The 24,276-nt window shown below is 56.1% G+C and carries 22 protein-coding genes; 9 read left to right on the top strand and 13 right to left on the bottom strand.

The genetic code is table 11. The features are described 5' to 3' along the window. Position 1: 1 nt before the first annotated feature. Positions 2-865, top strand: a complete 864-nt coding sequence (locus tag ACUY4Q_RS00545) for a YicC/YloC family endoribonuclease (protein ID WP_458045218.1) — start codon at positions 2-4, stop codon at positions 863-865. A 263-nt stretch (positions 866-1,128) separates the two neighbouring features. Then, on the top strand, positions 1,129-1,746 hold the full coding sequence (locus ACUY4Q_RS00540) for a trimeric intracellular cation channel family protein (protein ID WP_458045217.1): 618 nt from the start codon (positions 1,129-1,131) through the stop codon (positions 1,744-1,746). Here ACUY4Q_RS00540 and ligB read toward each other — a convergent pair. Next, positions 1,743-3,425: an NAD-dependent DNA ligase LigB gene (gene ligB, locus ACUY4Q_RS00535; protein WP_458045216.1), complete on the bottom strand. Its 1,683-nt coding sequence runs from the start codon at positions 3,423-3,425 to the stop codon at positions 1,743-1,745. The genes ACUY4Q_RS00540 and ligB overlap by 4 nt on opposite strands. 256 nt (positions 3,426-3,681) lie before the next feature. On the opposite strand from ligB, the gene gmk reads away from it, so the two are divergent. The 5 genes from gmk to recG all read left to right on the top strand — a co-directional run bounded on the left by gmk (position 3,682) and on the right by recG (position 9,753). Continuing rightward, positions 3,682-4,305 (top strand): guanylate kinase, encoded by a 624-nt coding sequence (gene gmk / locus ACUY4Q_RS00530; protein WP_458045215.1) that lies wholly within the window; start codon positions 3,682-3,684, stop codon positions 4,303-4,305. A 54-nt stretch (positions 4,306-4,359) separates the two neighbouring features. After that, on the top strand, positions 4,360-4,635 hold the full coding sequence (gene rpoZ, locus ACUY4Q_RS00525) for a DNA-directed RNA polymerase subunit omega (RefSeq protein WP_000135058.1): 276 nt from the start codon (positions 4,360-4,362) through the stop codon (positions 4,633-4,635). Positions 4,636-4,653: 18 nt separating this feature from the next. After that, positions 4,654-6,780: a bifunctional GTP diphosphokinase/guanosine-3',5'-bis pyrophosphate 3'-pyrophosphohydrolase gene (spoT, locus tag ACUY4Q_RS00520; protein ID WP_458045214.1), complete on the top strand. Its 2,127-nt coding sequence runs from the start codon at positions 4,654-4,656 to the stop codon at positions 6,778-6,780. Between the two features lie 196 nt (positions 6,781-6,976). After that, entirely contained in the window at positions 6,977-7,666 is a 690-nt protein-coding gene (trmH, locus tag ACUY4Q_RS00515) for a tRNA (guanosine(18)-2'-O)-methyltransferase TrmH (protein WP_458045213.1), read from the top strand. A 5-nt stretch (positions 7,667-7,671) separates the two neighbouring features. Continuing rightward, positions 7,672-9,753: an ATP-dependent DNA helicase RecG gene (recG, locus tag ACUY4Q_RS00510; RefSeq protein ID WP_458045212.1), complete on the top strand. Its 2,082-nt coding sequence runs from the start codon at positions 7,672-7,674 to the stop codon at positions 9,751-9,753. Here the strand turns inward: recG and ACUY4Q_RS00505 are convergent, their stop codons facing one another. Next, positions 9,754-10,431 carry a hypothetical protein gene (locus tag ACUY4Q_RS00505; RefSeq protein WP_458045211.1) on the bottom strand — a complete coding sequence of 226 codons (678 nt, stop codon included), beginning with the start codon at positions 10,429-10,431 and terminating at the stop codon, positions 9,754-9,756. 226 nt (positions 10,432-10,657) lie between these two features. Here ACUY4Q_RS00505 and ACUY4Q_RS00500 point away from each other — a divergent pair, with 226 nt between their 5' ends. Together ACUY4Q_RS00500 and ACUY4Q_RS00495 are read left to right on the top strand one after the other, a co-directional pair. Continuing rightward, positions 10,658-12,043: a uracil-xanthine permease family protein gene (locus ACUY4Q_RS00500; protein WP_458045210.1), complete on the top strand. Its 1,386-nt coding sequence runs from the start codon at positions 10,658-10,660 to the stop codon at positions 12,041-12,043. Positions 12,044-12,172: 129 nt separating this feature from the next. Then, positions 12,173-13,909 (top strand): AsmA family protein, encoded by a 1,737-nt coding sequence (locus tag ACUY4Q_RS00495; protein ID WP_458047442.1) that lies wholly within the window; start codon positions 12,173-12,175, stop codon positions 13,907-13,909. A gap of 128 nt (positions 13,910-14,037) precedes the next feature. On the opposite strand, the gene ACUY4Q_RS00490 is transcribed toward ACUY4Q_RS00495, so the two are convergent. The 11 genes from ACUY4Q_RS00490 to ACUY4Q_RS00440 form a co-directional block, all read right to left on the bottom strand. Then, positions 14,038-14,724 carry a D-lyxose/D-mannose family sugar isomerase gene (locus tag ACUY4Q_RS00490; RefSeq protein ID WP_458045209.1) on the bottom strand — a complete coding sequence of 229 codons (687 nt, stop codon included), beginning with the start codon at positions 14,722-14,724 and terminating at the stop codon, positions 14,038-14,040. Then, a complete protein-coding gene (locus ACUY4Q_RS00485; RefSeq protein WP_458045208.1) occupies positions 14,721-15,638 on the bottom strand; it encodes an ROK family protein in 918 nt (305 codons plus the stop codon). The genes ACUY4Q_RS00490 and ACUY4Q_RS00485 overlap by 4 nt, the downstream gene beginning before the upstream one ends. Positions 15,639-15,686: 48 nt before the next feature. After that, complete coding sequence (locus ACUY4Q_RS00480; protein ID WP_458045207.1) at positions 15,687-16,547, bottom strand: ketose-bisphosphate aldolase; 861 nt, start codon at positions 16,545-16,547, stop codon at positions 15,687-15,689. Between the two features lie 81 nt (positions 16,548-16,628). Continuing rightward, positions 16,629-17,480 carry a class II fructose-bisphosphate aldolase gene (locus tag ACUY4Q_RS00475; RefSeq protein ID WP_458045206.1) on the bottom strand — a complete coding sequence of 284 codons (852 nt, stop codon included), beginning with the start codon at positions 17,478-17,480 and terminating at the stop codon, positions 16,629-16,631. An 11-nt stretch (positions 17,481-17,491) separates the two neighbouring features. After that, positions 17,492-18,583, bottom strand: a complete 1,092-nt coding sequence (locus ACUY4Q_RS00470) for a PTS fructose transporter subunit IIC (protein ID WP_458045205.1) — start codon at positions 18,581-18,583, stop codon at positions 17,492-17,494. Between the two features lie 22 nt (positions 18,584-18,605). Then, complete coding sequence (locus ACUY4Q_RS00465) at positions 18,606-18,920, bottom strand: PTS fructose transporter subunit IIB (protein WP_039080096.1); 315 nt, start codon at positions 18,918-18,920, stop codon at positions 18,606-18,608. A gap of 19 nt (positions 18,921-18,939) precedes the next feature. Beyond that, the gene (locus ACUY4Q_RS00460) at positions 18,940-19,410 is read right to left on the bottom strand and encodes a PTS sugar transporter subunit IIA (protein WP_458045204.1); all 471 of its coding nucleotides are present in this window, start codon (positions 19,408-19,410) and stop codon (positions 18,940-18,942) included. Between the two features lie 26 nt (positions 19,411-19,436). Further along, a complete protein-coding gene (locus ACUY4Q_RS00455) occupies positions 19,437-20,990 on the bottom strand; it encodes a BglG family transcription antiterminator (RefSeq protein ID WP_458045203.1) in 1,554 nt (517 codons plus the stop codon). Between the two features lie 288 nt (positions 20,991-21,278). Further along, a complete protein-coding gene (locus tag ACUY4Q_RS00450; RefSeq protein ID WP_458045202.1) occupies positions 21,279-22,877 on the bottom strand; it encodes a regulator in 1,599 nt (532 codons plus the stop codon). 19 nt (positions 22,878-22,896) lie between these two features. After that, the gene (locus tag ACUY4Q_RS00445) at positions 22,897-23,292 is read right to left on the bottom strand and encodes an allophanate hydrolase-related protein (RefSeq protein ID WP_458045201.1); all 396 of its coding nucleotides are present in this window, start codon (positions 23,290-23,292) and stop codon (positions 22,897-22,899) included. Between the two features lie 29 nt (positions 23,293-23,321). After that, on the bottom strand, positions 23,322-24,275 hold the full coding sequence (locus ACUY4Q_RS00440; RefSeq protein ID WP_458045200.1) for a carbamate kinase: 954 nt from the start codon (positions 24,273-24,275) through the stop codon (positions 23,322-23,324). Position 24,276: the final 1 nt, after the last annotated feature.

Genomic DNA, 24,276 nt, shown 5'->3' with positions numbered 1-24,276 from the left:
TATGATCCGCAGTATGACCGCCTACGCCCGGCGTGAAATCAAAGGTAGCTGGGGCTCCGCCTCCTGGGAACTGCGCTCGGTTAACCAGCGTTATCTGGAAACCTACTTCCGCATGCCTGAGCAGTTCCGTAGCCTTGAGCCGGTCGTTCGTGAGCGCATCCGTGCGCGTCTGACCCGTGGCAAAATCGAATGCAACCTGCGTTTTGAACCCGATGCCAGCGCACAGGGCGAGCTGATCCTCAACGAGAAGCTGGCTAAGCAGCTGGTCTCGGCAGCGAACTGGGTCAAAATGCAGAGCGATGAAGGTGAAATTAACCCTGTTGATATTCTGCGCTGGCCCGGTGTCATGGCGGCTCAGGAGCAGGATCTGGATGCGATTGCTGCAGAAATCCTCGCCGCCCTTGAAGGTACGCTGGATGACTTTATCGTTTCCCGTGAAACCGAAGGCCAGGCGCTGAAGGCACTGATTGAACAGCGTCTTGATGGCGTGAGCACTGAAGTGAAAAAAGTACGTGCCCAGATGCCAGAAATCCTGCAATGGCAGCGCGATCGTCTGGTTGCCAAGCTGGAAGATGCGCAGGTGCAGCTCGAAAATAACCGTCTGGAGCAAGAGCTGGTGCTGATGGCACAGCGTATTGACGTTGCCGAAGAGCTGGACCGTCTGGACGCACACGTCAAAGAGACCTGGAACATCCTGAAGAAGAAGGAAGCGGTCGGCCGTCGCCTCGACTTTATGATGCAGGAGTTCAACCGTGAGTCGAACACTCTGGCGTCAAAATCGATCAATGCTGATATCACTAACTCAGCCATTGAACTGAAAGTCCTGATCGAACAGATGCGCGAACAGATTCAAAATATCGAGTAACACTGCGCGACAAGCTATGTAAGCCTTTAAATGGTCCCTCCTGTGGGACCATTTTTTTAGCTGCTTTTAGGGAAGATGTTTTTCCACCGCGCCCTTAAGCATGAATAAATCTAATATTTAAAATGAGCTAATTGCCTAATAAACCCAGTAAACAATGAATCAATACATTACGAAAAGTATCTCTTAAGGCTTCACACAAAAAAATCTCAATCGTGAGCTGAAATACAAAACACTACCCTTACGCCCTCACTGCTGGGGGATACATGCTGCTACACATTCTTTATTTGATTGGTATTACTGCCGAAGCCATGACCGGCGCGCTGGCTGCCGGACGCCGCCGTATGGATACCTTTGGCGTCATCATCATCGCAACCGCTACGGCGCTGGGCGGCGGAACGGTCAGGGATGTGCTGCTTGGGCACTATCCGCTGGGCTGGGTGAAACACCCGGAATATGTCATTATCGTGGCCATTGCAGCGGTGCTGACCACGCTGGTTGCCCCCGTGATGCCCCATCTTCGCCGCCTGTTCCTGGTCCTCGATGCGCTTGGCCTGATCGTCTTTTCCATTATCGGGGCGCAAATCGCGCTGGAGATGGGCGAAGGTCCGGTCATTGCCTCCATTGCCGCCGTCGTTACCGGTGTGTTTGGCGGCATCCTGCGCGACATGTTCTGCAAACGCATTCCTCTCGTCTTTCAAAAAGAGCTCTACGCGGGCATTTCCTTTGCCGCCGCCGTGTTGTATATCGCGTTGCAGCACTATGTCAGCAATCAGGATGTGGTTGTCATCTCGACGCTGTTGTTCGGCTTCACGGCACGCATGCTGGCACTGCGCTGGAAACTGAGGCTGCCCGTTTTTCACTATAACCATAACGTGCATTAATCCTGGGCAAAGCCGGAAATGCGCCGCTCGCCAAGCCACTGCGCCAGTGCAGCCACGTCTCGATGACGGGCAAAGGTGACCAGTCGCCCGGCAATACCGGCACCGATGCCCGGAAGGCGCTGCCAGCTCCTGGCATCGCGTTCCTGGACCCGATGCCAGGTATCGTCACTCGCGGCCTTTAAGGCTGATTTTGGTATTGGCATACCCAGAGCAGTCACCCAGCGTATAAAGGGTCGCTCGCGGACCATTTCAAAGCGATGCCAGAGCTGCGCTCCTCGTGCGGGGGTTAACCCTGCGGTGTTCTGCAACTGCTCAGGCGTGAGTTCCAGCCAGGAAAAGAGATGCTCAAAGTGCCAGGCCTGATCCAGTACACGCCAGCCCGCCTCCCCTAACCCGGCAATATCCAGAGCCTGTTTCGAGCTCAGCCACACCAGCCGGGCCATAAACTGTTCACGGCACTCGGGCGAAGCATAAAAGCAGGTAAGCGGAGTAAAGGTTTTCTCCGGCGGCAGCGGTTTTTCCCGTACCTGGCCGCGCCAGACCACGTCATCAATACGCGGGATACCCTGCCCGGCCAGACTGACTCGCACCTGATCGCCAGGAGCAATATCCAGCGCCTGCCAGCGTCTGACCGAGCCAATATTCACCCGCTGCACACGCTTATCATCAAGCTGGACAGGCTCAAGCTGCGCCACGACGGCCACCTTTCCGGTGCGCCCTACGGTAAACAGGATCTGTTTAACCTCAGCAACTTGCTCAACCGGCGGGTATTTCCATGCCACGACCCAGCTACCCTGCCCCGGCAGCCAGCGCTTGCCCTCAGGTTCACGCTCGCTTCTTACCACCACGCCGTCTGTCGCAAAAGGCAGTGCTGAGGTGAACCATCGCTCCCTGAGTTTTTCTATGTCATCAGCATTATTCACGGCAATACTGTATTTCTCTGCCCATGCAAAACCCGCTTGCGACAGTAGCTTTCCCCGCTCAGCCAGGTTTTTTGGTCCATCTGGCCAGCTCCAGACGAACAGCGAAACGTCGTTTAACAACGAAGGATCGCGATGACGCATCATTGCGCCCGCCACTTTCGCCCTTGCGTTCATCCCACCCATTTTCTTTTGAATATGGCCGGGGCGATGGAGAAAAAGCTCTCCTTGCAGAACGCTGTTCGCCAGCACGCCTGTCACCTTTTTTGGCAGAGAGGGAATCTGGCGGGCGTTTGCTGTCCAGTCCTCTCCTGCAAGGCCATTACCGCGACTGATAACCTGTGTAAGCTCGCCGTGACGATAAACCAGCGTCACAGCCACACCATCTATCTTTGGCTGCACCCAAAGCGCCGACTTTCCGTGCATCCATTTTTGCAGCGCAGCTTTGCTCCGCACTTTCTCAACCCCCGTATGGGCAACAGGGTGGTTCTGAGTGCCGCCGGGTAACTCGGGTGTCGTGCTCATCTCAACCCCGAAGCAACGTCGCCAGGTCTCCAGCCGTGCCGTAAGGGTGTCATACACATCATCACTGACTGCACTGGCGCCTTGCTGCCAGTAATCATCATTCCACTGGCTTATCTGCTGCTCCAGGCGGGCAATCTCTTGCTGCGCCTGCGTGGGCGACCAGACCGGGCAGGCCGCACATGCCCAGGCGCTATAAAGCAGAGTGATAATTAAAATGCCTGTCCTGATTGCCATAAGTTCGTCTCCTTACCGGGATGGCAAGGGTATATCTGACGACACGACCGCGTTCGAGCGGTAAAAAGAGGGAGTGCGAGGCGGCTTCAGCGATATTATGTCTGTTGCAGAAAACTAACGACAAATCAGGGAAAAGGCGCGCATAACTGGATAATCGGCAGTAAAAAGTGTGACGGGGGCTACGTCACATTGCGCCGTTGTGTATAATAGGCACGTATGTAAGTTTCCTTTCGCAATTCACATACAAAAGACTCTCATGGCTCAAGGCACGCTTTATATTGTTTCCGCCCCCAGTGGCGCGGGTAAATCAAGCCTCATTCAGGCTTTATTAAAAACCCAACCGTTGTATGACACCCAGGTTTCTGTTTCACACACCACGCGCGCGCCGCGTCCGGGTGAGGTGCACGGTGAACACTATTTCTTTGTGAATCACGACGAATTTAAGTTGATGATTAACGATGATGCTTTCCTTGAGCATGCCGAGGTATTTGGCAACTATTACGGCACATCCCGCGCCACCATTGAGCAAGTGCTTAAAACCGGTGTGGATGTTTTCCTCGATATCGACTGGCAGGGCGCGCAGCAAATTCGTTCAAGAATGCCGCAGGCGCGCAGCATTTTTATTCTGCCACCGTCGAAAGTCGAACTGGACAGACGCCTGCGCGGTCGCGGTCAGGACAGCGAAGAGGTGATTGCGAAACGAATGGCGCAGGCAGTTGCTGAAATGAGCCATTACGCCGAGTATGATTACCTTATTGTGAATGATGATTTTGATACCGCGTTGGGCGATCTGAAAAACATCATTCGCGCCGAACGTCTGCGCATGAGCCGCCAAAAACAGCGACATGACGCTTTAATCAGCAAACTATTGGCAGACTGACACCAGTTTCAGTATCATGCCCAGTCATTTCTTCACCTGTGGAGCATTTTAATTATGGCACGCGTAACTGTTCAGGACGCTGTTGAGAAAATTGGTAACCGTTTTGACCTGGTACTGGTCGCCGCGCGTCGCGCTCGTCAGATGCAGGTAGGCGGAAAGGATCCGCTGGTACCGGAAGAAAACGATAAAACCACCGTTATCGCTCTGCGTGAAATCGAAGAAGGTCTGATCAACAACCAGATCCTCGACGTGCGTGAGCGCCAGGAACAGCAAGAGCAGGAAGCCGCTGAATTACAAGCCGTTACCGCTATTGCTGAAGGTCGTCGTTAATCACAAAGCGGGTCGCCCTTGTATCTGTTTGAAAGCCTGAATCAGCTGATTCAACACTATCTGCCGGAAGACCAGATTAAGCGTCTGCGGCAGGCGTACCTCGTTGCACGTGACGCTCACGAGGGCCAGACACGTTCAAGCGGTGAACCCTATATCACGCACCCGGTAGCGGTAGCCTGTATCCTGGCCGAGATGAAACTCGACCACGAAACGTTAATGGCCGCCCTGCTGCATGACGTGATTGAAGATACCCCCGCCACCTACCAGGATATGGAACAGCTGTTTGGCAAAAGCGTTGCCGAGCTGGTGGAAGGGGTGTCAAAGCTTGATAAGCTGAAGTTCCGCGACAAGAAAGAAGCGCAGGCTGAAAACTTTCGCAAGATGATTATGGCGATGGTGCAGGATATCCGCGTCATTCTCATCAAACTTGCTGACCGCACCCACAACATGCGCACGCTGGGCTCACTTCGCCCGGACAAGCGTCGCCGCATCGCCCGTGAAACCCTCGAAATCTACAGCCCGCTGGCGCACCGTTTAGGTATCCATCACATTAAAACCGAGCTGGAAGAGCTGGGCTTTGAAGCGTTGCACCCAAACCGTTATCGCGTCATTAAAGAAGTGGTGAAAGCCGCGCGCGGCAACCGTAAAGAGATGATTCAAAAAATCCTTGCGGAGATTGAAGGGCGTTTGCAGGAAGCGGGGATTCCGTGTCGCGTTAGCGGTCGGGAAAAGCATTTGTACTCCATCTACTGCAAGATGGTGCTGAAAGAGCAGCGTTTCCACTCGATCATGGATATCTACGCGTTCCGCGTGATCGTCCACGATGCCGACACCTGCTACCGCGTGCTTGGCCAGATGCACAGCCTCTATAAGCCACGTCCCGGTCGCGTGAAAGATTACATCGCCATTCCGAAAGCGAACGGCTATCAATCTTTGCATACCTCGATGATTGGCCCGCACGGTGTTCCGGTTGAAGTGCAGATCCGCACCGAAGACATGGACCAGATGGCGGAAATGGGGGTGGCGGCACACTGGGCGTATAAAGAAGACGGTGGCGAAAGCAGCACCACGGCACAAATCCGCGCCCAGCGCTGGATGCAAAGTCTGCTGGAACTGCAACAAAGCGCAGGCAGCTCCTTTGAATTTATCGAGAGCGTAAAATCTGATCTCTTCCCGGATGAGATTTATGTTTTCACCCCGGAAGGCCGCATTGTCGAACTGCCGGCTGGCGCGACCCCGGTCGACTTCGCCTATGCCGTGCATACCGATATCGGCCACGCCTGTGTAGGCGCACGCGTCGACCGCCAGCCTTACCCGCTTTCGCAGTCGCTTGCCAGCGGCCAGACGGTGGAAATCATTACCGCACCGGGCGCTCGTCCGAACGCGGCGTGGCTGAACTTTGTCGTCAGCTCGAAAGCCCGTGCCAAAATCCGCCAGTTGCTGAAAAACCTCAAGCGTGATGATTCCGTCAGCCTGGGCCGTCGTCTGCTTAACCACGCGTTGGGCGGCAGCCGCAAGCTGGCCGAGATCCCACAAGAACACATTCAGCGCGAACTGGACCGCATGAAGCTGGCGTCACTGGACGACCTGCTGGCCGAAATCGGTCTCGGCAACGCCATGAGCGTTGTGGTAGCGAAAAACCTGCAACAAGGTGACGCAACGGCGGTAACGCAAAGCATCACCAGCATTAGCAGCGGCCACAGTCATCTGCCTATCAAAGGTGCAGATGGTGTGCTCATCACCTTTGCAAAATGCTGCCGTCCTATTCCGGGTGACCCGATCGTGGCCCACGTTAGCCCAGGTAAAGGGCTGGTCATTCACCATGAGTCCTGCCGTAACATTCGTGGCTACCAGAAAGAGCCGGAAAAATACATGGCGGTCGAGTGGGATAAGGACACCGCGCAGGAATTTATCACCGAAATCCGGGTGGATATGTTCAACCACCAGGGGGCACTGGCGAACCTGACGGCCGCAATCAACACAGCCTCTTCCAATATTCAAAGCCTGAATACGGAAGAGAAAGACGGTCGCGTTTACAGCGCTTATATCCGCCTGACCTCTCGCGATCGTGTGCATCTGGCAAACATCATGCGCAAAATTCGCGTGATGCCGGACGTTATTAAAGTCACCCGTAACCGAAATTAATTTTATACACAAAATCATTCGAATTGCGTCACAAAACGCTTTAGCGTTTTGAACAGCGCTTGCGCTGGCCCTGAAAGGGTGAGGCTGCAAGCCGAATAACGCAGCAAACGAATGAATCCCCGGGAGCGTACAAAAGTACGTGACTGGGGTGAGAGAGTGCAGCTAACGCTGAGGCAATTTGAAGAATGAAGTGTATATGAATGAACAACGTTATGCGCGCATTCGCGAAATGCTCGCCAGGCGTCAACCGGACCTGACCGTCTGCATGGAGCAGGTCCACAAACCTCATAACGTTTCTGCGATCATTCGTACGGCAGACGCCGTGGGTGTGCATGAAGTGCATGCCGTCTGGCCGGGCAACAATTTACGCACCATGGCCGGTGCAGCCGCAGGGAGCAACAGCTGGGTGGACGTGAAAACCCACGCTAATATCCGCGATGCCGTTACCCACATTAAAGCTTCGGGTATGCAGGTGCTGGCAACGCATCTTTCCGCAAAGGCCGTGGATTTTCGCGATATCGACTACACCCGCCCGACCTGTATTCTGATGGGCCAGGAAAAAACCGGGATCACCCAGGAGGCGCTGGATCTGGCGGATCAGGACATTATCATCCCGATGATTGGCATGGTGCAGTCGCTGAATGTCTCCGTCGCCTCGGCCCTCATCCTCTATGAAGCGCAACGTCAGCGGCAAAATGCCGGGATGTACGAGCGGGAAAACAGCATGCTGCCGGACGACGTGCAGCAACGTCTGCTGTTCGAAGGCGGCTACCCGGTGCTGGCGCGCGTTGCCAAACGCAAAGGTCTGCCCTATCCCCGCGTTAATCTGCAAGGGGAAGTCGACGCCGACGAAAGCTGGTGGGCGACCATGCAGGCCTCAAGGTAAAACATATGCAAGGTCGCCTGTTAGATTCTATTCCCCTTAATACCTTAACCGGCGTTGGCGCGGCGCAAAGCAACCGACTTGCGAAGATTGGCCTGCATACCCTGCAGGATTTACTCTTACACCTGCCGCTGCGCTACGAAGACCGCACCCAGCTTTATCCAATTAACGATCTGCTGCCGGGCATTTACGCCACGGTGGAAGGGGAAGTGCTGAACTGCAATATCACTTTTGGCGGGCGTCGCATGATGACCTGCCAGATAAGCGACGGTTCCGGCATCCTCACCCTGCGTTTCTTCAACTTCAACGCAGCGATGAAAAACAGCCTGGCAACCGGGCGCCGCGTGTTGGCGTACGGCGAAGCAAAACGCGGGAAATACGGCGCGGAGATGATCCACCCGGAATACCGCGTACAGGGCGATCTCAGTACGCCCGAGCTACAGGAAACCCTGACCCCGGTTTACCCAACCACCGAAGGGGTGAAGCAGGCCACGTTGCGCAAGCTCACCGACCAGGCGCTGGACTTACTGGATACCTGCGCCATTGCTGAGCTTTTACCGCCTGAGCTGGCGCAAGGGCTGATGCCCCTGCCAGAAGCTCTGCGCACGCTCCATCGCCCGCCGCCATCGCTTCAGTTAGTGGATCTGGAAACCGGGAAACATCCGGCGCAGCGCCGTTTGATTCTGGAAGAGTTGCTGGCACATAACCTTAGCATGCTGGCCGTGCGGGCAGGCGCACAGCGTTATCACGCGAAGCCGCTTGCGGCAAATGACGCGTTGAAAAATAACCTGCTGGCTTCACTGCCGTTTAAGCCCACCGGCGCGCAGGCGCGTGTGGTGGCAGAAATTGAACACGATATGTCACTCGACGTGCCGATGATGCGGTTGGTGCAGGGAGATGTCGGCTCCGGTAAAACCCTGGTCGCCGCACTGGCCGCACTGCGGGCAATTGCCAACGGTAACCAGGTGGCGCTGATGGCCCCTACCGAATTGCTGGCCGAACAGCACGCCAATAACTTCCGCAGTTGGTTTGAACCATTGGGCATTGAAGTGGGCTGGCTGGCCGGTAAGCAAAAAGGGAAAGCGCGTCAGGCACAACAGGACGCTATTGCCAGTGGTCAGGTGCAGATGGTGGTGGGCACCCACGCCATCTTCCAGGAACAGGTGCAATTTAATGGCCTGGCACTGGTGATTATCGACGAACAACACCGTTTCGGCGTTCATCAGCGTCTGGCGCTGCGGGAAAAAGGCCAGCAACAGGGCTTCCACCCCCATCAGCTAATCATGACCGCCACCCCGATTCCGCGTACCCTGGCCATGACCGCATATGCCGATCTCGACACCTCCGTGATCGATGAAATGCCGCCGGGCCGTACGCCCGTTACCACCGTGGCGATACCGGATACCCGACGTAACGACATCATCAACCGTGTGCGCAATGCCTGTGTCGAGGAGAGCCGTCAGGCCTACTGGGTATGTACATTGATTGAAGAGTCTGACCTGCTTGAAGCCCAGGCGGCAGAAGCGACCTGGGAAGAGCTGAAACTGGCGCTGCCGGAGCTCAACGTCGGCCTGGTACACGGGCGCATGAAACCCGCGGAAAAACAGGCGGTAATGCATGCCTTCAAGCAGGGCGAACTGCATTTATTGATTGCCACCACGGTTATCGAAGTGGGCGTGGATGTGCCCAATGCCAGCCTGATGATTATCGAAAACCCTGAACGTCTGGGTCTTGCGCAACTGCACCAGCTTCGTGGTCGTGTCGGCCGCGGCGCGGTGGCTTCCCATTGCGTACTGCTCTACAAATCGCCGCTGTCGAAGACCGCACAAATGCGTCTGCAGGTGCTGCGCGACAGCAACGACGGCTTTGTGATTGCGCAAAAGGACCTGGAAATTCGCGGCCCTGGCGAGCTGCTCGGTACCCGCCAGACCGGCAATGCCGAATTCAAAGTCGCGGACCTGCTGCGCGACCAGGCGATGATCCCGGAAGTGCAGCGCATTGCCCGCCACATCCACGAACGCTATCCGCAGCAGGCACAAGCGCTGATTGAACGCTGGATGCCGGAAACCGAACGTTATTCCAACGCCTGATCACCGCTTGTGATAGACGTTACTAAAGCTAACGTTCATACCGCCGCAGTAGCCGCTATCTCTGACGATTAGGTTGCCGTTGACCAGTTGTGCCGTCCCGCTGCACGTGTACTCCTCTTTCGGGTTTCCCCAGTGCAGCGCATTTCCTTGTGGCGTGATTGTTTCATCGAGATCGCCCGTATGGACAACGTCATAGCCTGCCGAATTTTTGCCGCCATACCAGGTCGCCTGGCCGTTGAGATTGATCTGCCCTTTTCCGACAGAGGTAATATCAATCTCATCGTCCCCCACTTCGGCACGCCATTTTCCGGTCCACTCGGCAAGCGTTGCGCTATCTATCGGCTGCTTTTCTAAGTTTTTGGTGGGCAACCAGCCCACAAATTCATGCTTTTTACCCGAGTACCAGACGCAGCTCCAGCCCGGCACTTCCTGCGCCACCAGTACCGTGTTGCCCGCCACCAGATACGGTTTTGTTGCGCAGGCCTCGCCCTGACCCGGGCAGCCGTCATCATCGCGATAGAAATGCACTTTTGCATCATCACCGGCTTTTACTTTTGCCTGATTGAAGACGCCCGGCCAGGTGGGGAAATAGCCATTGCGGCAGCTATGCAGGTCATAGTCATCAGCGAGGCACCCGGCGGAGAAAAAGGCCAGTGCGAGCAATATTTTTCCTTTCATTTCAATCCCTAAGTTTTAATTATCATGTGCGATTGCCGATGATTCTACCATTGCGCAAATCCTGTGGAGCGATAAATGCGCAGACCACCTAAAATCGGTGGGTCTTAGAACCCAATCTGCCACTCTCAACTTTCTTTATAAAACTACATTGTATTGGTAAGCAACCGTTTGCTTTTACCAAACAGTCCGCTAGAATCTGCGCTTTTCCATCAGGGGATTGCTTGAGATGTCTGTCAACACCGTCGAGTCCGAAAATGCGCAAACGGTTGCGCATACCCAGCCTAGTGAACTGATCTATCGTCTTGAAGATCGCCCGCCGATAGCGCAAACCCTTTTTGCCGCCCTGCAGCACCTGCTGGCAATGTTTGTCGGCGTGATCACGCCAGGCCTGCTGATTTGCCAGGCGCTGGGTTTACCGGCTCAGGACACACAGCACATCATCAGCATGTCCCTGTTCGCCTCCGGCGTGGCATCCATTATCCAGATTAAAGCATGGGGCCCGGTGGGTTCCGGCCTGCTATCGATTCAGGGGACCAGTTTTAACTTTGTTGCGCCGCTGATTATGGGCGGTACGGCGCTGAAAACCGGTGGTGCCGATGTGCCGACCATGATGGCAGCGCTGTTCGGCTCCCTGATGCTGGCAAGCTGCACCGAGATGGTTATCTCCCGCATTCTGCCGTTTGCCCGTCGTGTCATCACCCCGCTGGTCTCTGGCGTGGTGGTGATGATTATCGGCCTGTCGCTGATTCAGGTTGGCCTGACCTCAGTAGGCGGTGGCTTTGGCGCGATGGCAAACCACACCTTTGGCGCACCGAAAAACCTGTTATTAGCCGGTATTGTTCTCGCCATCATTATCCTGCTTAACCGCCAGCGTAACCCCTACCTGCGCATCGCCTCCCTGGTGATTGCGATGGCCGTCGGGTATGTCGTGGCGATGATGATGGGTATGCTGCCTGACTATGTTGCCCCTGCCGACACCTTCATGATCCCGACGCCGCTTTACTACGGTCTGAGCATTGACTGGAGCCTGCTGCTGCCGCTGATGCTGGTCTTTATGATCACCTCGCTGGAAACCATCGGCGACATCACCGCCACGTCCGACGTCTCCGAACAGCCCGTTTCCGGGCCGGTGTATATGAATCGTCTGAAAGGCGGCGTGCTGGCGAACGGCCTGAACTCTTTCGTCTCCGCCGTATTCAACACCTTCCCCAACTCCTGCTTTGGTCAGAATAATGGGGTTATCCAGCTGACCGGTGTGGCCAGCCGTTACGTGGGTTTCTTTGTGGCGGTCATGCTGATGGTCATGGGCCTGTTCCCGGCAGTAGCGGCTTTCGTTCAGCAATTGCCTGAGCCGGTTCTGGGCGGCGCCACCCTGGTGATGTTCGGTACTATCGCGGCATCCGGCGTGCGTATTGTTTCCCGCGAGCCGCTGAACCGCCGCGCCATCATGATTATCGCGCTGTCTCTGGCCGTTGGCCTCGGCGTTTCTCAGCAACCGATGATTCTCCAGTTCGCCCCTGACTGGCTGAAAAACCTGCTCTCCTCCGGCATCGCCGCAGGCGGTATCACCGCCATCGTGCTGAACCTGGTGTTCCCTGTCGATAAGCCGTAATTCCATCGCGGCAGTGGGTCACACCGCTGCCGCTGTCGCTTCGCTGTAACGCTCTTTCACCAATCGTACCTTGAGGATTGCGCACAAATCGTGCATAACTCCTGTATCCGTATTCGAGGGTGGAAGATGATGAAATTTATTGGAAAGCTGCTGTTTTTTGTTGTTATCGTCCTGCTGGTGGCGGTAGTAGCCTGTTATTTCCTGCTGAAAACCCAATGGGGCGCAACCCAGGCCAGTAACTGGATTAACGAGAACAGTGACTATCACCTCACCTTCGATGCCATCGACCACTCGCTTTCTTCGCCGTCCCATGTCCGTTTACGCAATGTGAATTTTGGCCGTAAGGGCCAGCCTGCGACGCTGGTCGCTAAAGGTGTCGACATCGGCCTGAGCAGCCGCCAGCTTACCGACCCGCTACATACCGACACCATCCTGCTTCAGGATGGCACGCTGAATCTCTCGCCGGCTACCGCACCACTGCCCTTCCAGGCTGACCGCCTGCAACTGAGCAATATGGCCTTTAACAGCCCGGCGACCGGCTGGGATCTCAGCGCCCAGCGCGTGACGGGCGGCGTGAGCCCGTGGCAGCCTGTTGCCGGGAACGTGCTGGGGAATCAGGCGCAAATCCAGATGAGTGCGGGCTCCATGACCCTCAATGGCGTCCCCGCCAGCAACGTATTGATTCAGGGGAGCATTGATAAAGGCACGGTGACATTGACCACCCTCGGCGCAGACATGGCACGTGGTTCGCTCACCGGCAACGCGAGGCGCGACGCTGACGGCGGCTGGGTCGTCGACAACCTGCGCCTCACCGATATTCGTCTACAAAGCGATAAGTCCCTGAGCGACTTTTTCGCCCCGTTGACAACGCTGCCGTCGCTGCAAATCGGGCGGCTTGATGTCACCGATGCACGCTTACAGGGGCCGGGCTGGGCGGTCACCGACCTTGATCTCAACGTGCGTAACCTGACGCTGGCCAACGGCGACTGGCACACCGACGACGGTCAACTGTCGATGAATGCCAACGAGTTTATTTACGGCTCGCTGCACTTCTTCGATCCCATCCTGAATGCGGAATTTACTCCGCAGGGCGTGGCGGTTAAGCAGTTCACGACCCGCTGGGAGAACGGCATGGTGCGCACCTCCGGCTACTGGACACGCAGTGGCAACGCACTGGTGCTGAACGATGCGGCGATTGTTGGCCTGGAATACACCCTGCCTGAAACCTGGAAACAGACGTGGATGGAACCCCTTCCTGCGTGGCTGCACAGCGTGGAGCTGAAAAAGCTGAGCGCCAGCCGCAACCTGGTCATCGACATCGATCCCACTTACCCCTGGCAGCTGACCGCCCTGGACGGCTACGGGTCGAATCTGCTGCTGGCACGCAATCGCCAGTGGGGCGTCTGGAAGGGCGACCTGAAGCTGAATGCCGCCGCCGCAACCTTTAACCGCGTGGATCTTCGCCGTCCGTCTTTAGCGCTCAGCGCCAATAGCAGCTCGGTGAACATTACTGAACTCAGTGCCTTCGCCGGAAAAGGGATGCTGGAGGGCACCGCCGTGGTCGGCCAGACGCCGGAACGCAGCGTGAACCTCAGTCTGAATGGACGCGGTGTACCGGTAAATGTGCTGCAGGACTGGGGCTGGCCGGCGCTGCCCATCAATGGCGACGGTAACCTGCAACTGAGCGCCACCGGGCGTGTGCAGGCTGATGCGCCGCTTAAACCCACGGTGAACGGTGAGCTATCGGTCGTGAATGCGCAACAACAGCAGGTGAAACAGAGTATGCGTGGCGGGGTGGTGTCAGGTGGGGAAGCGGCGGCGTCTGCACCTGTTCCGGCACCTACCGCAGCAGCACCAGTGCCATAACCCCGCCCTCTCCCTGTGGGCTGAGGGATCCCCACATAATAATACGAGCACGGAATGTCCCCTCTCCTCTTTGGGGAGAGGGGACAGGGTGGCTCATCTGCACTGAACCCGGCCCCCGGCCATGAAAATCAGTTCACATTCAGTCGATTATATTCGTTGCATAACAGCCACTTCACGGGCACATCCTCCTCGATGGCTGGAAAACGACCGCCGGGTTCCAGGAAATGGTTATCACACTTATCGTCATTCACCATCGAAATTTCCCAGCCGAGCACAAACGCTTTCTCGGCCCAGAAACGGTGATACAAACGCGGTGGCAGGCACACCCCCTGACCCGGTTTTAACACCAGCGTCTCGCCGGGCTTAAACGTACGTCGCCGCCCGTCCACGCGTACCTCTACCGTTCGCCGCTCATCAAACAGCGCCTCATTCGTCGCCCAGCCAAGCTGCATACACAAATCGCCACCGCCCCGGTTCAGAATGTCTTCCATCTTATGACGATGAAAATGCCACGGCGTCTGCTGCTCCTGCTGAATTTGCAGCATCTTTTCGGCATACGGCTTCGGGTACGCCGTCGAATTCAGCGCGCCGTTACGCAACGTCAACAGCGTCAGGCCAACCTTGCCGAAATCTCCCTGGCCAAAATCAGTGATGTCCCAACCCAGTTGCAGGTCCAGCACCTCACCCCATTCCTCCAGCGGCTGCTTTCGCCAGGCATCGGCGGTAAAAAACGCAAACTCCGGCAGACACACCCGGAACGTCTCAGCGATGGCATGAGCTTTATCAATGGCATAGTTAATCTGTGAACGTTTCATTCTGTTCTCCCGGTTCGAAGGGCAAGCCAGGCAGCGCCGCGCATGCCGCTGCTGTCGCCATGATGGGCTTTCACGATGGGGGTGGCGAAATGATCGGTAAAAACGAAGGGGGCCACGTCGGCGTCCAGGTTTGCGATAAGCAGTGCCGCATTCGACAGCCCGCCACCAATCACAATCACGCCAGGATCGAGCAGATTCACCACTGTCGCCAGTGTGCGGGCAAGCTGCTGGCGAAACCGCGTAACCTGCCTTACGGCGTTGGCTTCACCCTGCTGTGCCAGCGCTACAATCGCATCGCCTGACAGGTGCTGCCCGCTCAGCCACTGATAGCGCTCGCTTATTCCCGTTCCCGAGACAAACGACTCCACGCAATTGTCTTTACCGCAGTAACAACGCGCTGGCGGGCCGTCGTGCTGCTCACTGTAGCCTGGCAGAGTGATATGCCCACATTCGGCGGCATTCCCCCACGCGCCGACAAAAGGCTGGCGCTGAATGGCTATGCCACCGCCGCAGCCGGTACCGAGCGTGATGCCAAACACGACCTCGTGCCGCTGCCCCGCACCGTCGCAGGCTTCCGACAAGGCGAAGCAGTTGCCGTCGTTTGCCATGACTACCGTCTGTCCCAGTAACTGCTGGAGATCCGCCTGCAACGCGCGGCCATTAATCACCTGAATATTCGAATTCTTAATCAGCCCACTCAGCGGTGAAACGCTGCCCGGCAGGGCAATTCCCGTCATCATCGGCTGTTGCATGTCATGGCGAATCTGGTCAATAAAAGCGACCACCGATTCCACAAACTGCGGATAGCTCGCTTTCTGCGTCGGGCAGCGGTAACGGGCCATTTCTTGTCCCTGCGCATCCATCACCACTGCCGCGATTTTCGTGCCGCCGATATCCAGCCCCAGGTAGTACATATCCCTTTCCTTATTGCGAAAGAGGCGGGCGAACCCGCCTCGATGGCTTTAGTAGAGTGACGCTTTCCCGGTCGATCCAAACAGCTTCATTTTGTGGCGGATCACATCCCGTGCGGCGTTGATCGCATCCGGGTAGATCACGTTCGGATCCCACCAGGTTTCTCTTGCGAGGATCTCACGCACTTTCTGAAAGTAGGCGTACTTCATGTCGCTGGAGATATTGATTTTGCCCACGCCCAGGGTCACCGACTCGGCGATTTCCGCATCCGGGTTTGCCGACCCTCCGTGCAGCACCAGCGGAATATCCAGACGCCCGGCAATATCGCGCAGAATGTTCATTTGCAGCTCCGGCTGCATCCCTTTCGGGTAGATGCCGTGCGCCGTACCGATGGCCACCGCCAGGGTGTCTGCCCCGGTGCGGGCAATAAAATCTTCCGCCTGTGCCGGGTCGGTATAGGTCACTTTCGACACGCCGCCTTCCACGGAGGTGCCCGTCTGGCCGATAGTGCCCAGCTCCCCTTCCACCGAAACGCCCACCGCATGCGCCAGGCGCACCACCTCTTTGGTAAGCGCCACGTTCTCTTCATAGGGCAGCAGCGAGCCGTCGATCATCACCGAGGTAAACCCACACTGGATTGCCCGCAGCACATGCTCGATAGACGCACCGTGGTCCAGGTGCAGTGTGAACGGTACCGGGCTGCGCATAGTGATATCGCGGACATAGCCGAAAAAGCTATCCCCGACAAAATCGTGCTCGCTGGGGTGGATGGAGATTATGGCAGGCGTGTTGGTAGCTTCCGCTTCTTCCACCACCGCGCGGATAAAACAGCTGTCCGCCACGTTGAACGCACCAATGGCGAAACCGTGTTGGCGGGTGGGTTTCAGTAACTCTTTCATTGAAATTAACATGTTAATTCTCCAGTTTCAGGGTGTAGCAAGCCCTGCCGGTGCGTCGTTGCAGAGGCATTGAAGGCGTTACAGAAAAATGAATCAGGCTTTGCCGATGGCGCCGCTGGCCTGCAGATACGGGATTATGGCTTCCTCGCTGGCCTGCTCCATGGCCATCAACACATCCACCAGCTCGCGAGAATTGTCATGACACAGGGTATGCAGCAGGGCGGCTTTCCCGGCTTCGAACACCGCGGCACCGACGTTGATCTTGGCAACGCCAAAGGACGGACAACGCTGCATCTGCTCAAATGGGGTACCGCTGCCGCCGTGCAATGCCAGAGGCACCGTCGATTTGCCGGCCACCTCTTCCAGTCGCTGGAAATCGATGGCAGGCGTGATGCCAGGGGCGTACATGCCGTGTGCGGTCCCGACTGACACCGCCAGCAGGTCAATTCCTGTCTGCTGGATAAACGGCTCGACGTCGGCGGCCTGGGTCATCAGATCCGCATTGGTGGCGTGGTCGTAGCGCGGCGCATCGGCCAGATGGCCCAGCTCCCCTTCCACACACAGCCCGGCGCTGGCGGCCAGCTCAACCACCGCGCGGGTCTGGCGGACGTTTTCTTCCAGCGGGAAGGCGGATGCGTCAATCATCAGCCCACTGAACCCGGCGCGAAACGCCTGGCGAATACGCAGCGGATCTTTCCCGTGGTCCAGCGCCAGCGTAACCGGCACCGTGGCCTCCTCGGCCAGCGCTTTTACCACCGCCACGGCAACCGGTGCCGGGAAATGGGCCAGATGCCCCTGATACAGATTCAGGATGATCGGCGCGCGGTGTTTCTCTGCAACCCGCACCGCCGCACGGGCACTTTCGAGATTCATACAGTTGATGGCGAGCAGCGCATAGTGTTCACGCCAGGCTTTGGTCACCATGCTTTTCATGTCGGCAAACATAGGGTCTCCATTTATTCCAGGGTGAAGGTGATCTCTTCGTCCTTCAGCTTTTTCTCGCTGAGTTCGTCAAACTCTTCGTCACGCTCGGTCACCGGTTTCTTCCACAGCGACAGCATCACACCGCAGATAACCGTGCCGATCCCCAACGCCAGGCAGAACAGCAGCGGATGGGTAAACAGCGGGACCACGAACATGCCACCGTGCGGCACCGGGCTTTCCACCCCCCACACCATGATCAGGCCACCCGCCACCGCCGAGGCCACGACACAGGAACCGACCACACGCAGCAGGTCGCGCGCCGCAATCGGGATAACCCCTTCGGTGATCATGCAGATCCCCATCGGGAAGGCCGCTTTCAGCGCTTCACGTTCAGCACGGGTGTATTTGTGGCGCGTCAGCAGAAACGAGAGGGTGATGCCGAACGGCGGAATAATGGAGCCGACAAACTTCACCGCTTCCGGCCCGTACACGCCGCTCACCAGCAGCCCGTCGGCGAACAGCGACATGGTTTTATTCACCGGGCCGCCGAAGTCGAAAGTCGCCATTGCGCCGAGGATGGCCCCCATCAGGAAGCGTGAACCGCCCTGCATCGACTCCAGCATGTGGATCAGCGCTTCCTGAAGCCAGGCGATGGGCTTGCCGATCAGAGTCATCATCAGCAGGCCGCCGATGATGGTGCTCAGTACGGGCAGCACCATGATGGGCATCAGGCCCTGCATCGATTTCGGCAGGCGAATGTAGTGTTTAAGCAGCAGGACGGTATAGCCCACCAGGAACCCCCCCAGCATCCCGCCGATAAACCCGGTATGAATCTGCCCGCAGACAAAGCCGACAATCAGGCCCGGCGCGAATCCGGGACGGTCAGCAATGGAATAGGCAATCGCGGCACTGATCAAGGGGACAATCAACCCCATTCCCCAGCCGCCAATCTGATTGAGCATCCAGGGGATGGTGCCCGTTTTTTCTCCAACGTTTGTGCCGCCGAGTACCTGGCCGAGGGCAATACAGATCCCTGCCGCCACAATTAACGGAATCATCCACGAGATGCCCGTCAAAAGATGTTTTTTAATTTCCAGAGAAACAGGAATTTTACTTTCACTCATGTGAGATCCCTCCGAATAAGGATCATGCATTAGCTAATGATTTTTCGACCTTTTCAAGAAACTGAACGGGTGATTTGATAACAATTTCGGTCTTAACTCGCACGATGCGTTTATTAATAAAGCGCTCTTCTCCTTTTATTTTGACATCGACCGCAAGAATAACGACGTCGGCTGCGGAAATATCTTCCGCCAGTAACTCATTTTCAGTACCAATAGTGCCCTGAGTTTCAACTTTAATATTATGCCCGAGCGCTTTCGCGCCTTTAATTAACTTCTCGCGGGCAATATAAGTATGTGCAATTCCCGCCGTACAGGCAGCGACACAAACAATATTCATAACATGCTCCACTTTTTATTTAGCAAACATCGGATTCAGCATACTGACTAAACAAGTCAATTATCTTTTGTGGACTGCTCTCTTCCAGTAATTGCTCAATGATCTCCTCATCCGCCAGAGCACCCGCCACCTGAGACAGCAAACGGATATGCGTGGTGTTTTGATCTTCAAGCCGTACAGCAAACAAAATAATGCAGCGCACGTTACTACCATCGAGGGTTTCCCAGGGAATATCGTGCCGCGTGCGTCCAATCGCGAGGGTGGTATTGACCACCGCAGACGATTTTCCATGCGGTATTGCGATATGATTTTCGAAGCCGGTCGACCCTTCCGACTCACGTTGCCAGACATCCTGAATAAACGTCTCCCGGCAATTAATAGCGCCGTCTTTTTGCAAAAGATCGGTTAACTCTTCAATCGCCTCCGTTTTAGTCGTGGCCTTCATATCTAAAATAACGCGATTCGTATTCAGGATTTTCGTTATGTCCATTAATCAAACCTCATGGAATTCAGACATTAATTTTCGACGACCAGAAACGTCGCACGATGCAATTTTTCCGTGATAACCGTTTCCGTCACGCGCTTAATATCGGCATCATTAAAGAAGGCGGTGACATACACCACCGGTAGGGCAATGGCGGGCAGATTGATCGTCGAGACAACCAGCTCAATATCCTCCGTCAGGATTGACGGCAAGCTCCCTGCGGAGACCACGCCTACGATGGTCCAGTCCGGGAAAGCGCGCAGAATGCGGCTTTTAAGCAGGTGCGATGTGCCGATACCCGTCGAACAAACCAGTAGCACGCGCTTGCGGGCAATCTGTCGCTCCATTGCCGCCTGGAAATGTACGGTCAAATAGCCCACTTCATCTTCCGACACCGCCTGCTCGCCCCAGCCGCTAAATACCCACCTCACCGCGCAGTCGGTCAACCGCCAGACATCCTGCAACTCGCCTTTGATATCATCCAGTAGCGGGTTACGAATGCGTATCTGGTAATTAAGACGGTTAATCAAAGGCTTAATATGAATTAGCAGTCCGTCGTAGAGGGCGATATCCTGACTAAAGTCGCTGTCGACCATATCGGCGAAGGTCGCGATCAGCCGGTGGGTAATCAACCGGGCCTCGTCGCTGGAGTGCATATGGCCAATGACGCTGACATCGTTATGCTCTTCGATGGCCACGCCGGAAGAGATAATGTATTGATAAATAAACCAGACTTCGTCTTCCGGCAGCGGATGGGCAATACGTTTTTCGATACGCTGAATCATACGGCTGGCGACGGAGAAGATGTTTTCATCGAAGACGCTGGCGCTATCGTCCTTTTTCACCAGCGCATTGCCGCGCGTAATGCGGTACATCATGATCAGAATATGGGTGAAAATATTGACGTAATACGGTTCGCCCAGCGACCAGCAGAGATCGCTTTCCATCTCCTGTAATAATGACTGAACGAATAAAACGTCTTCTTCGCCAAAATAATGGACCAGTGCGTTATAACTGCCCGGGTCGAGGCGAGAGTAAATCACGCTGCCTGGTTCGTTATGGTTTATAACGCCGTTAATCAGCGATGCCATCGCCTGACGCACGCTACTTTCACTGCCCTCGATATGCGTTCCGCTTTGGCTGCGAATCAACGTCAGTCCCAGCGGAGCAATCCAGGATTCAATCACTTTCAGATCGTTAACGATGGAAGCACTGCTGATAAAATAGCGTTCCGACAATTTGCTGATGGACGTTTCATGTGGCGTTTCACTTAATAATTGTGAGGCTATTTTCACGCGCCGGGAATTGTTCATCATGCCATCGGTGTCGTCACCTTCCGCACCAAGCAGCTGATCGAGGTGTAACAAGTCCGTTATATTATTGGCGCTTAACATTACCCCGGCACCAGCACGTTTATTTATGCCGATACTCCATTCCGCTAACCACGGCTCCAGTATTCGTAAATCGCGTTGGATGGTTTTTTCCGAAACATTTAAGTATTCAGCGATTTTTAACAAGGTAATAAATTCCCTTCGTGAAAGAAGGAATTTCAATAATCTGTTTTGTCGCGAGGTAATCATTTGCATTATTTACCCTTACGCAGATTAAAAATAATTAAGAAGCCCTGAACAGATAAGCTCCATTTGCAATCCGTGATGATAAATATAAAAGAGCATTGAATTAACGACAATACTAAATCGTGTCCTGTATTCCGGACAGAGAATAAGACAAGAATGAGAAAGAAGAGGATATTTCCAGCGCAGATCACACTTTTTACGGAAATAAGCGTGACAAGGTTCGCAAATATGAGGGAGATAAAAAGAATCCTCCCCCGAACAAATAGCCTGATGTTCGGGAGAGGAGGGGAAAACCGATTAAACCATCGGTTCTTTATCGTTATCGATAGGTGACCAGTCAAGTGCGCCCTGTTCCCGCACCTGACGCCAGGCGAGGAACGTCAGCATCACCGTCACCACCGCATAGGCAAAGGTGACCGTCGGCGAGGCGTTGACCGCCATCTGATGACCGTGAATAAAGCCGAAGAAGGAGAGCACCGTGGCCGCCGCGGCGTACACCGCCGCCCAGTTAAAGCGTCGGTCGATAATAAAGGCCGCAATCGCCCCCATCATCAGCCCTGCCAGCACCGCCCCACCGCCGGTGGTCGCCATCCCGTTATAGAGCACGCCGTTGTTCGCCATATTGCTCATCACCTCAGCCGGGAGATTGACCGTATTGGCCCCTGCCGCATTCAGCGCGCCGTCTACCTGGGTTTTCGCCCATTCGGCGATGTTCGGCACCAGCGCCAGCACAATAGCCGGGGCGTGGCGTTTTGGTGACACCTGGAACGCCTGCGCACCAATCACCAGCCCGATAAACAGCAGAATTGGCACAATCGCCACCAGCGGAATGATCGACAGCAGCAGCGCGGTCAGGCCGAGGAAGCAGACAATCGCCATGCAGATGCCGGTTGCCAGCGAGTAGCCAATCCGCCCGCCCATTGCTTTCCAGCCCGGGTGACCAATATAAACCGCGGGCGGGAACGGTGAGCCGAGCAGTGCGCCCACAATCGCCCCAACGCCATCCGCCGCCAGCACCGCACGCAGGTTGTAGCTGTCGCCCCCCACTGCCGCCGACTCGACGTTGTTGAGGATTTCGGTGAAGTTGAAGATGCCCAGAGGGATTGCGGTGACCAGCAGCGGCCAGACCAGCTCAGACGGCACGCTGAAGACGTCGCCGGTCAGCGAAGGCAGATGCAACGCAAAATTGCCCGCCGCCTCTTTGACCGCCGCTGGGTTCATGATGTCGCTGAAACCTAAGAAGGTCGCCCCCCACCCCAGCACGCACCCGACAATGACCACCGCCAGCCCGCCAGGCAGACCAAACGGCAGACGCACATTACCGACCCAGTTGAGTAGAATGATGGCAAAGCAGATGACCCCAATCCACGCGGTATCAAACATCTGATACGCCGGGCGCATGGCGATAAACGCAATGGCAATACCGGCGAGCGTCCCCAGCATGGCGGCACGCGGCGTGTATTTACGAATAGTCGGGCCGACCACCACACCGAGCAGAACAATAACGCCCACGATCATCGCCCAGATAAGCCCGAGCTTCCACGCCAGCATCCAGTCTTTATGGATGAGCAGCGTGGGCAGCATCACCACGAATACCACGATAAACATATGCGGCACGCTGGGGCCGTAAGGCAGCGCGGTGACGTTGTTGCGCCCCTCACGCTGAGCCAGTCGCCAGGCAAGCCAGGCATAGAAGAGATTGCCTAAGGGAAGTGCAATGCCCAGAGCGGGCAGGATACGGCCATAAACGGTGGTCGCCGGAATTTGCGCGACGTACAACGCCAGCCCCGAAAGGACCAGCACATTCAATAACACATTGGTGAACAGACCAAAAAAAGCGTTTAAATCGCCCGCGACCCAGAGCTGTGGTCTAAAGGCGTTGTTTCCTTGCGCCATGATCCTACTCCTGACGTTATTACTCAGTCATATAGTGGCCGGTATACGCTCTCCAGCCTCCCAGGGTGGTTATCTCTTTTTGTCCTTCCACCAGCCAGGGTTCGGCCAGCACGCCAAGGACTTCGCTACCGTCACTCAACTCCACTTTGCCGATGCACAACCCGGCAGGCTCTTTTTGTAAAATCTCACCAAGTCCCGCAGGCGGAACAGCCCAAATCTCCAGCGCAATCGGCCCACCGTCCCCGGGGGTACGGATCATGCCAGGATGATTATCGTTGATGGTCCAACAGCGGTAGCAGGCGGCGGTAGTGTCTTCCCTGATAAAGTCAGCCTGTGCGGCAATCATATTAGGATTGAGTACAAGGCCACGCATTAATGTGCCATTTACGGCGAGTAAGATCTTGTTATTTATCATAGAATTTTGCTCTGAATAGTCTGTCGGTACTAGCACGTAAAACGGGTTCCGCCCTCGCCACGCAGCGCACGGGCAATGCCCTGTGGCGTTGTGATAAGCCCGGTGCCCTGCGGTTGGCCGCGCAAATAGGTCAGCATCGCCTCAACCTTCGGGGCCATGCTGCCTGCGCCAAACTCACGACTCTGTAGCAACGTCTCGGCTTCGCTGAGGGAAAGCTGGCTAAGCCAGCGCTGCTGCGGCGTACCAAAGTGAAGCGCCACCTGATCAACCCCGGTCGGGATAAGCAGCATCTGCGCGCCCAGCTCACAGGCCAGCAGCGCCGAGGCCCTGTCTTTGTCGATAACCGCCTGCGCGGCCACCAGGCTACCGTCGCTGTCGCGCCAGACCGGAATGCCGCCGCCGCCGCAGGCAATGACCAGAACGTTTTGCTCAAGGAGGGTGCGAATAATGGGGGTTTCAATCACTTCAAGCGGTGTCGGGGAGGCGACGACGCGCCGCCAGCCGCGACCAGAATCTTCGGCAATTTGCCAGCCCTGAGTCGCCGCAAGGCGGGTCGCCGTCTCGTGATCCATCGGCGCACCGATGGGTTTATCCGGCCTGGCAAATGCCGGATCGTTGGGGTCGATGCGCGTCTGCGTCACCAGCGCAACCACGTTCACCTCCGCCAGGCCACGCGCAGCCAGCGCATTGCCCAGGGCGTTCTGGAACATAAAACCAATCGCCCCTTGCGTATCCCCTACCGCATATTCCAGCGGCACGGTCGGGGCGGCATCTTTCGCCACTTCGCTGCGCCGCAGAATAAAGCCTACCTGCGGCCCGTTGCCGTGCGTCAACACAACGCGCCAGCCTTCAGCAATCAGATCCACCACGTGCGTGGCGGTCTCCTTCACTGCTTCATACTGCTGCTCAAGGGCATTTTCACCCGGTGAGCGGATAAGCGCATTGCCACCCACGGCGACAACAGCGATGTTGCGTCCAGACATG

This window comes from Phytobacter cepae (assembly GCF_054165735.1).
Note: the sequence above shows the minus strand (reverse complement) of the source record. Positions and strands in the feature narration are given on the sequence as shown.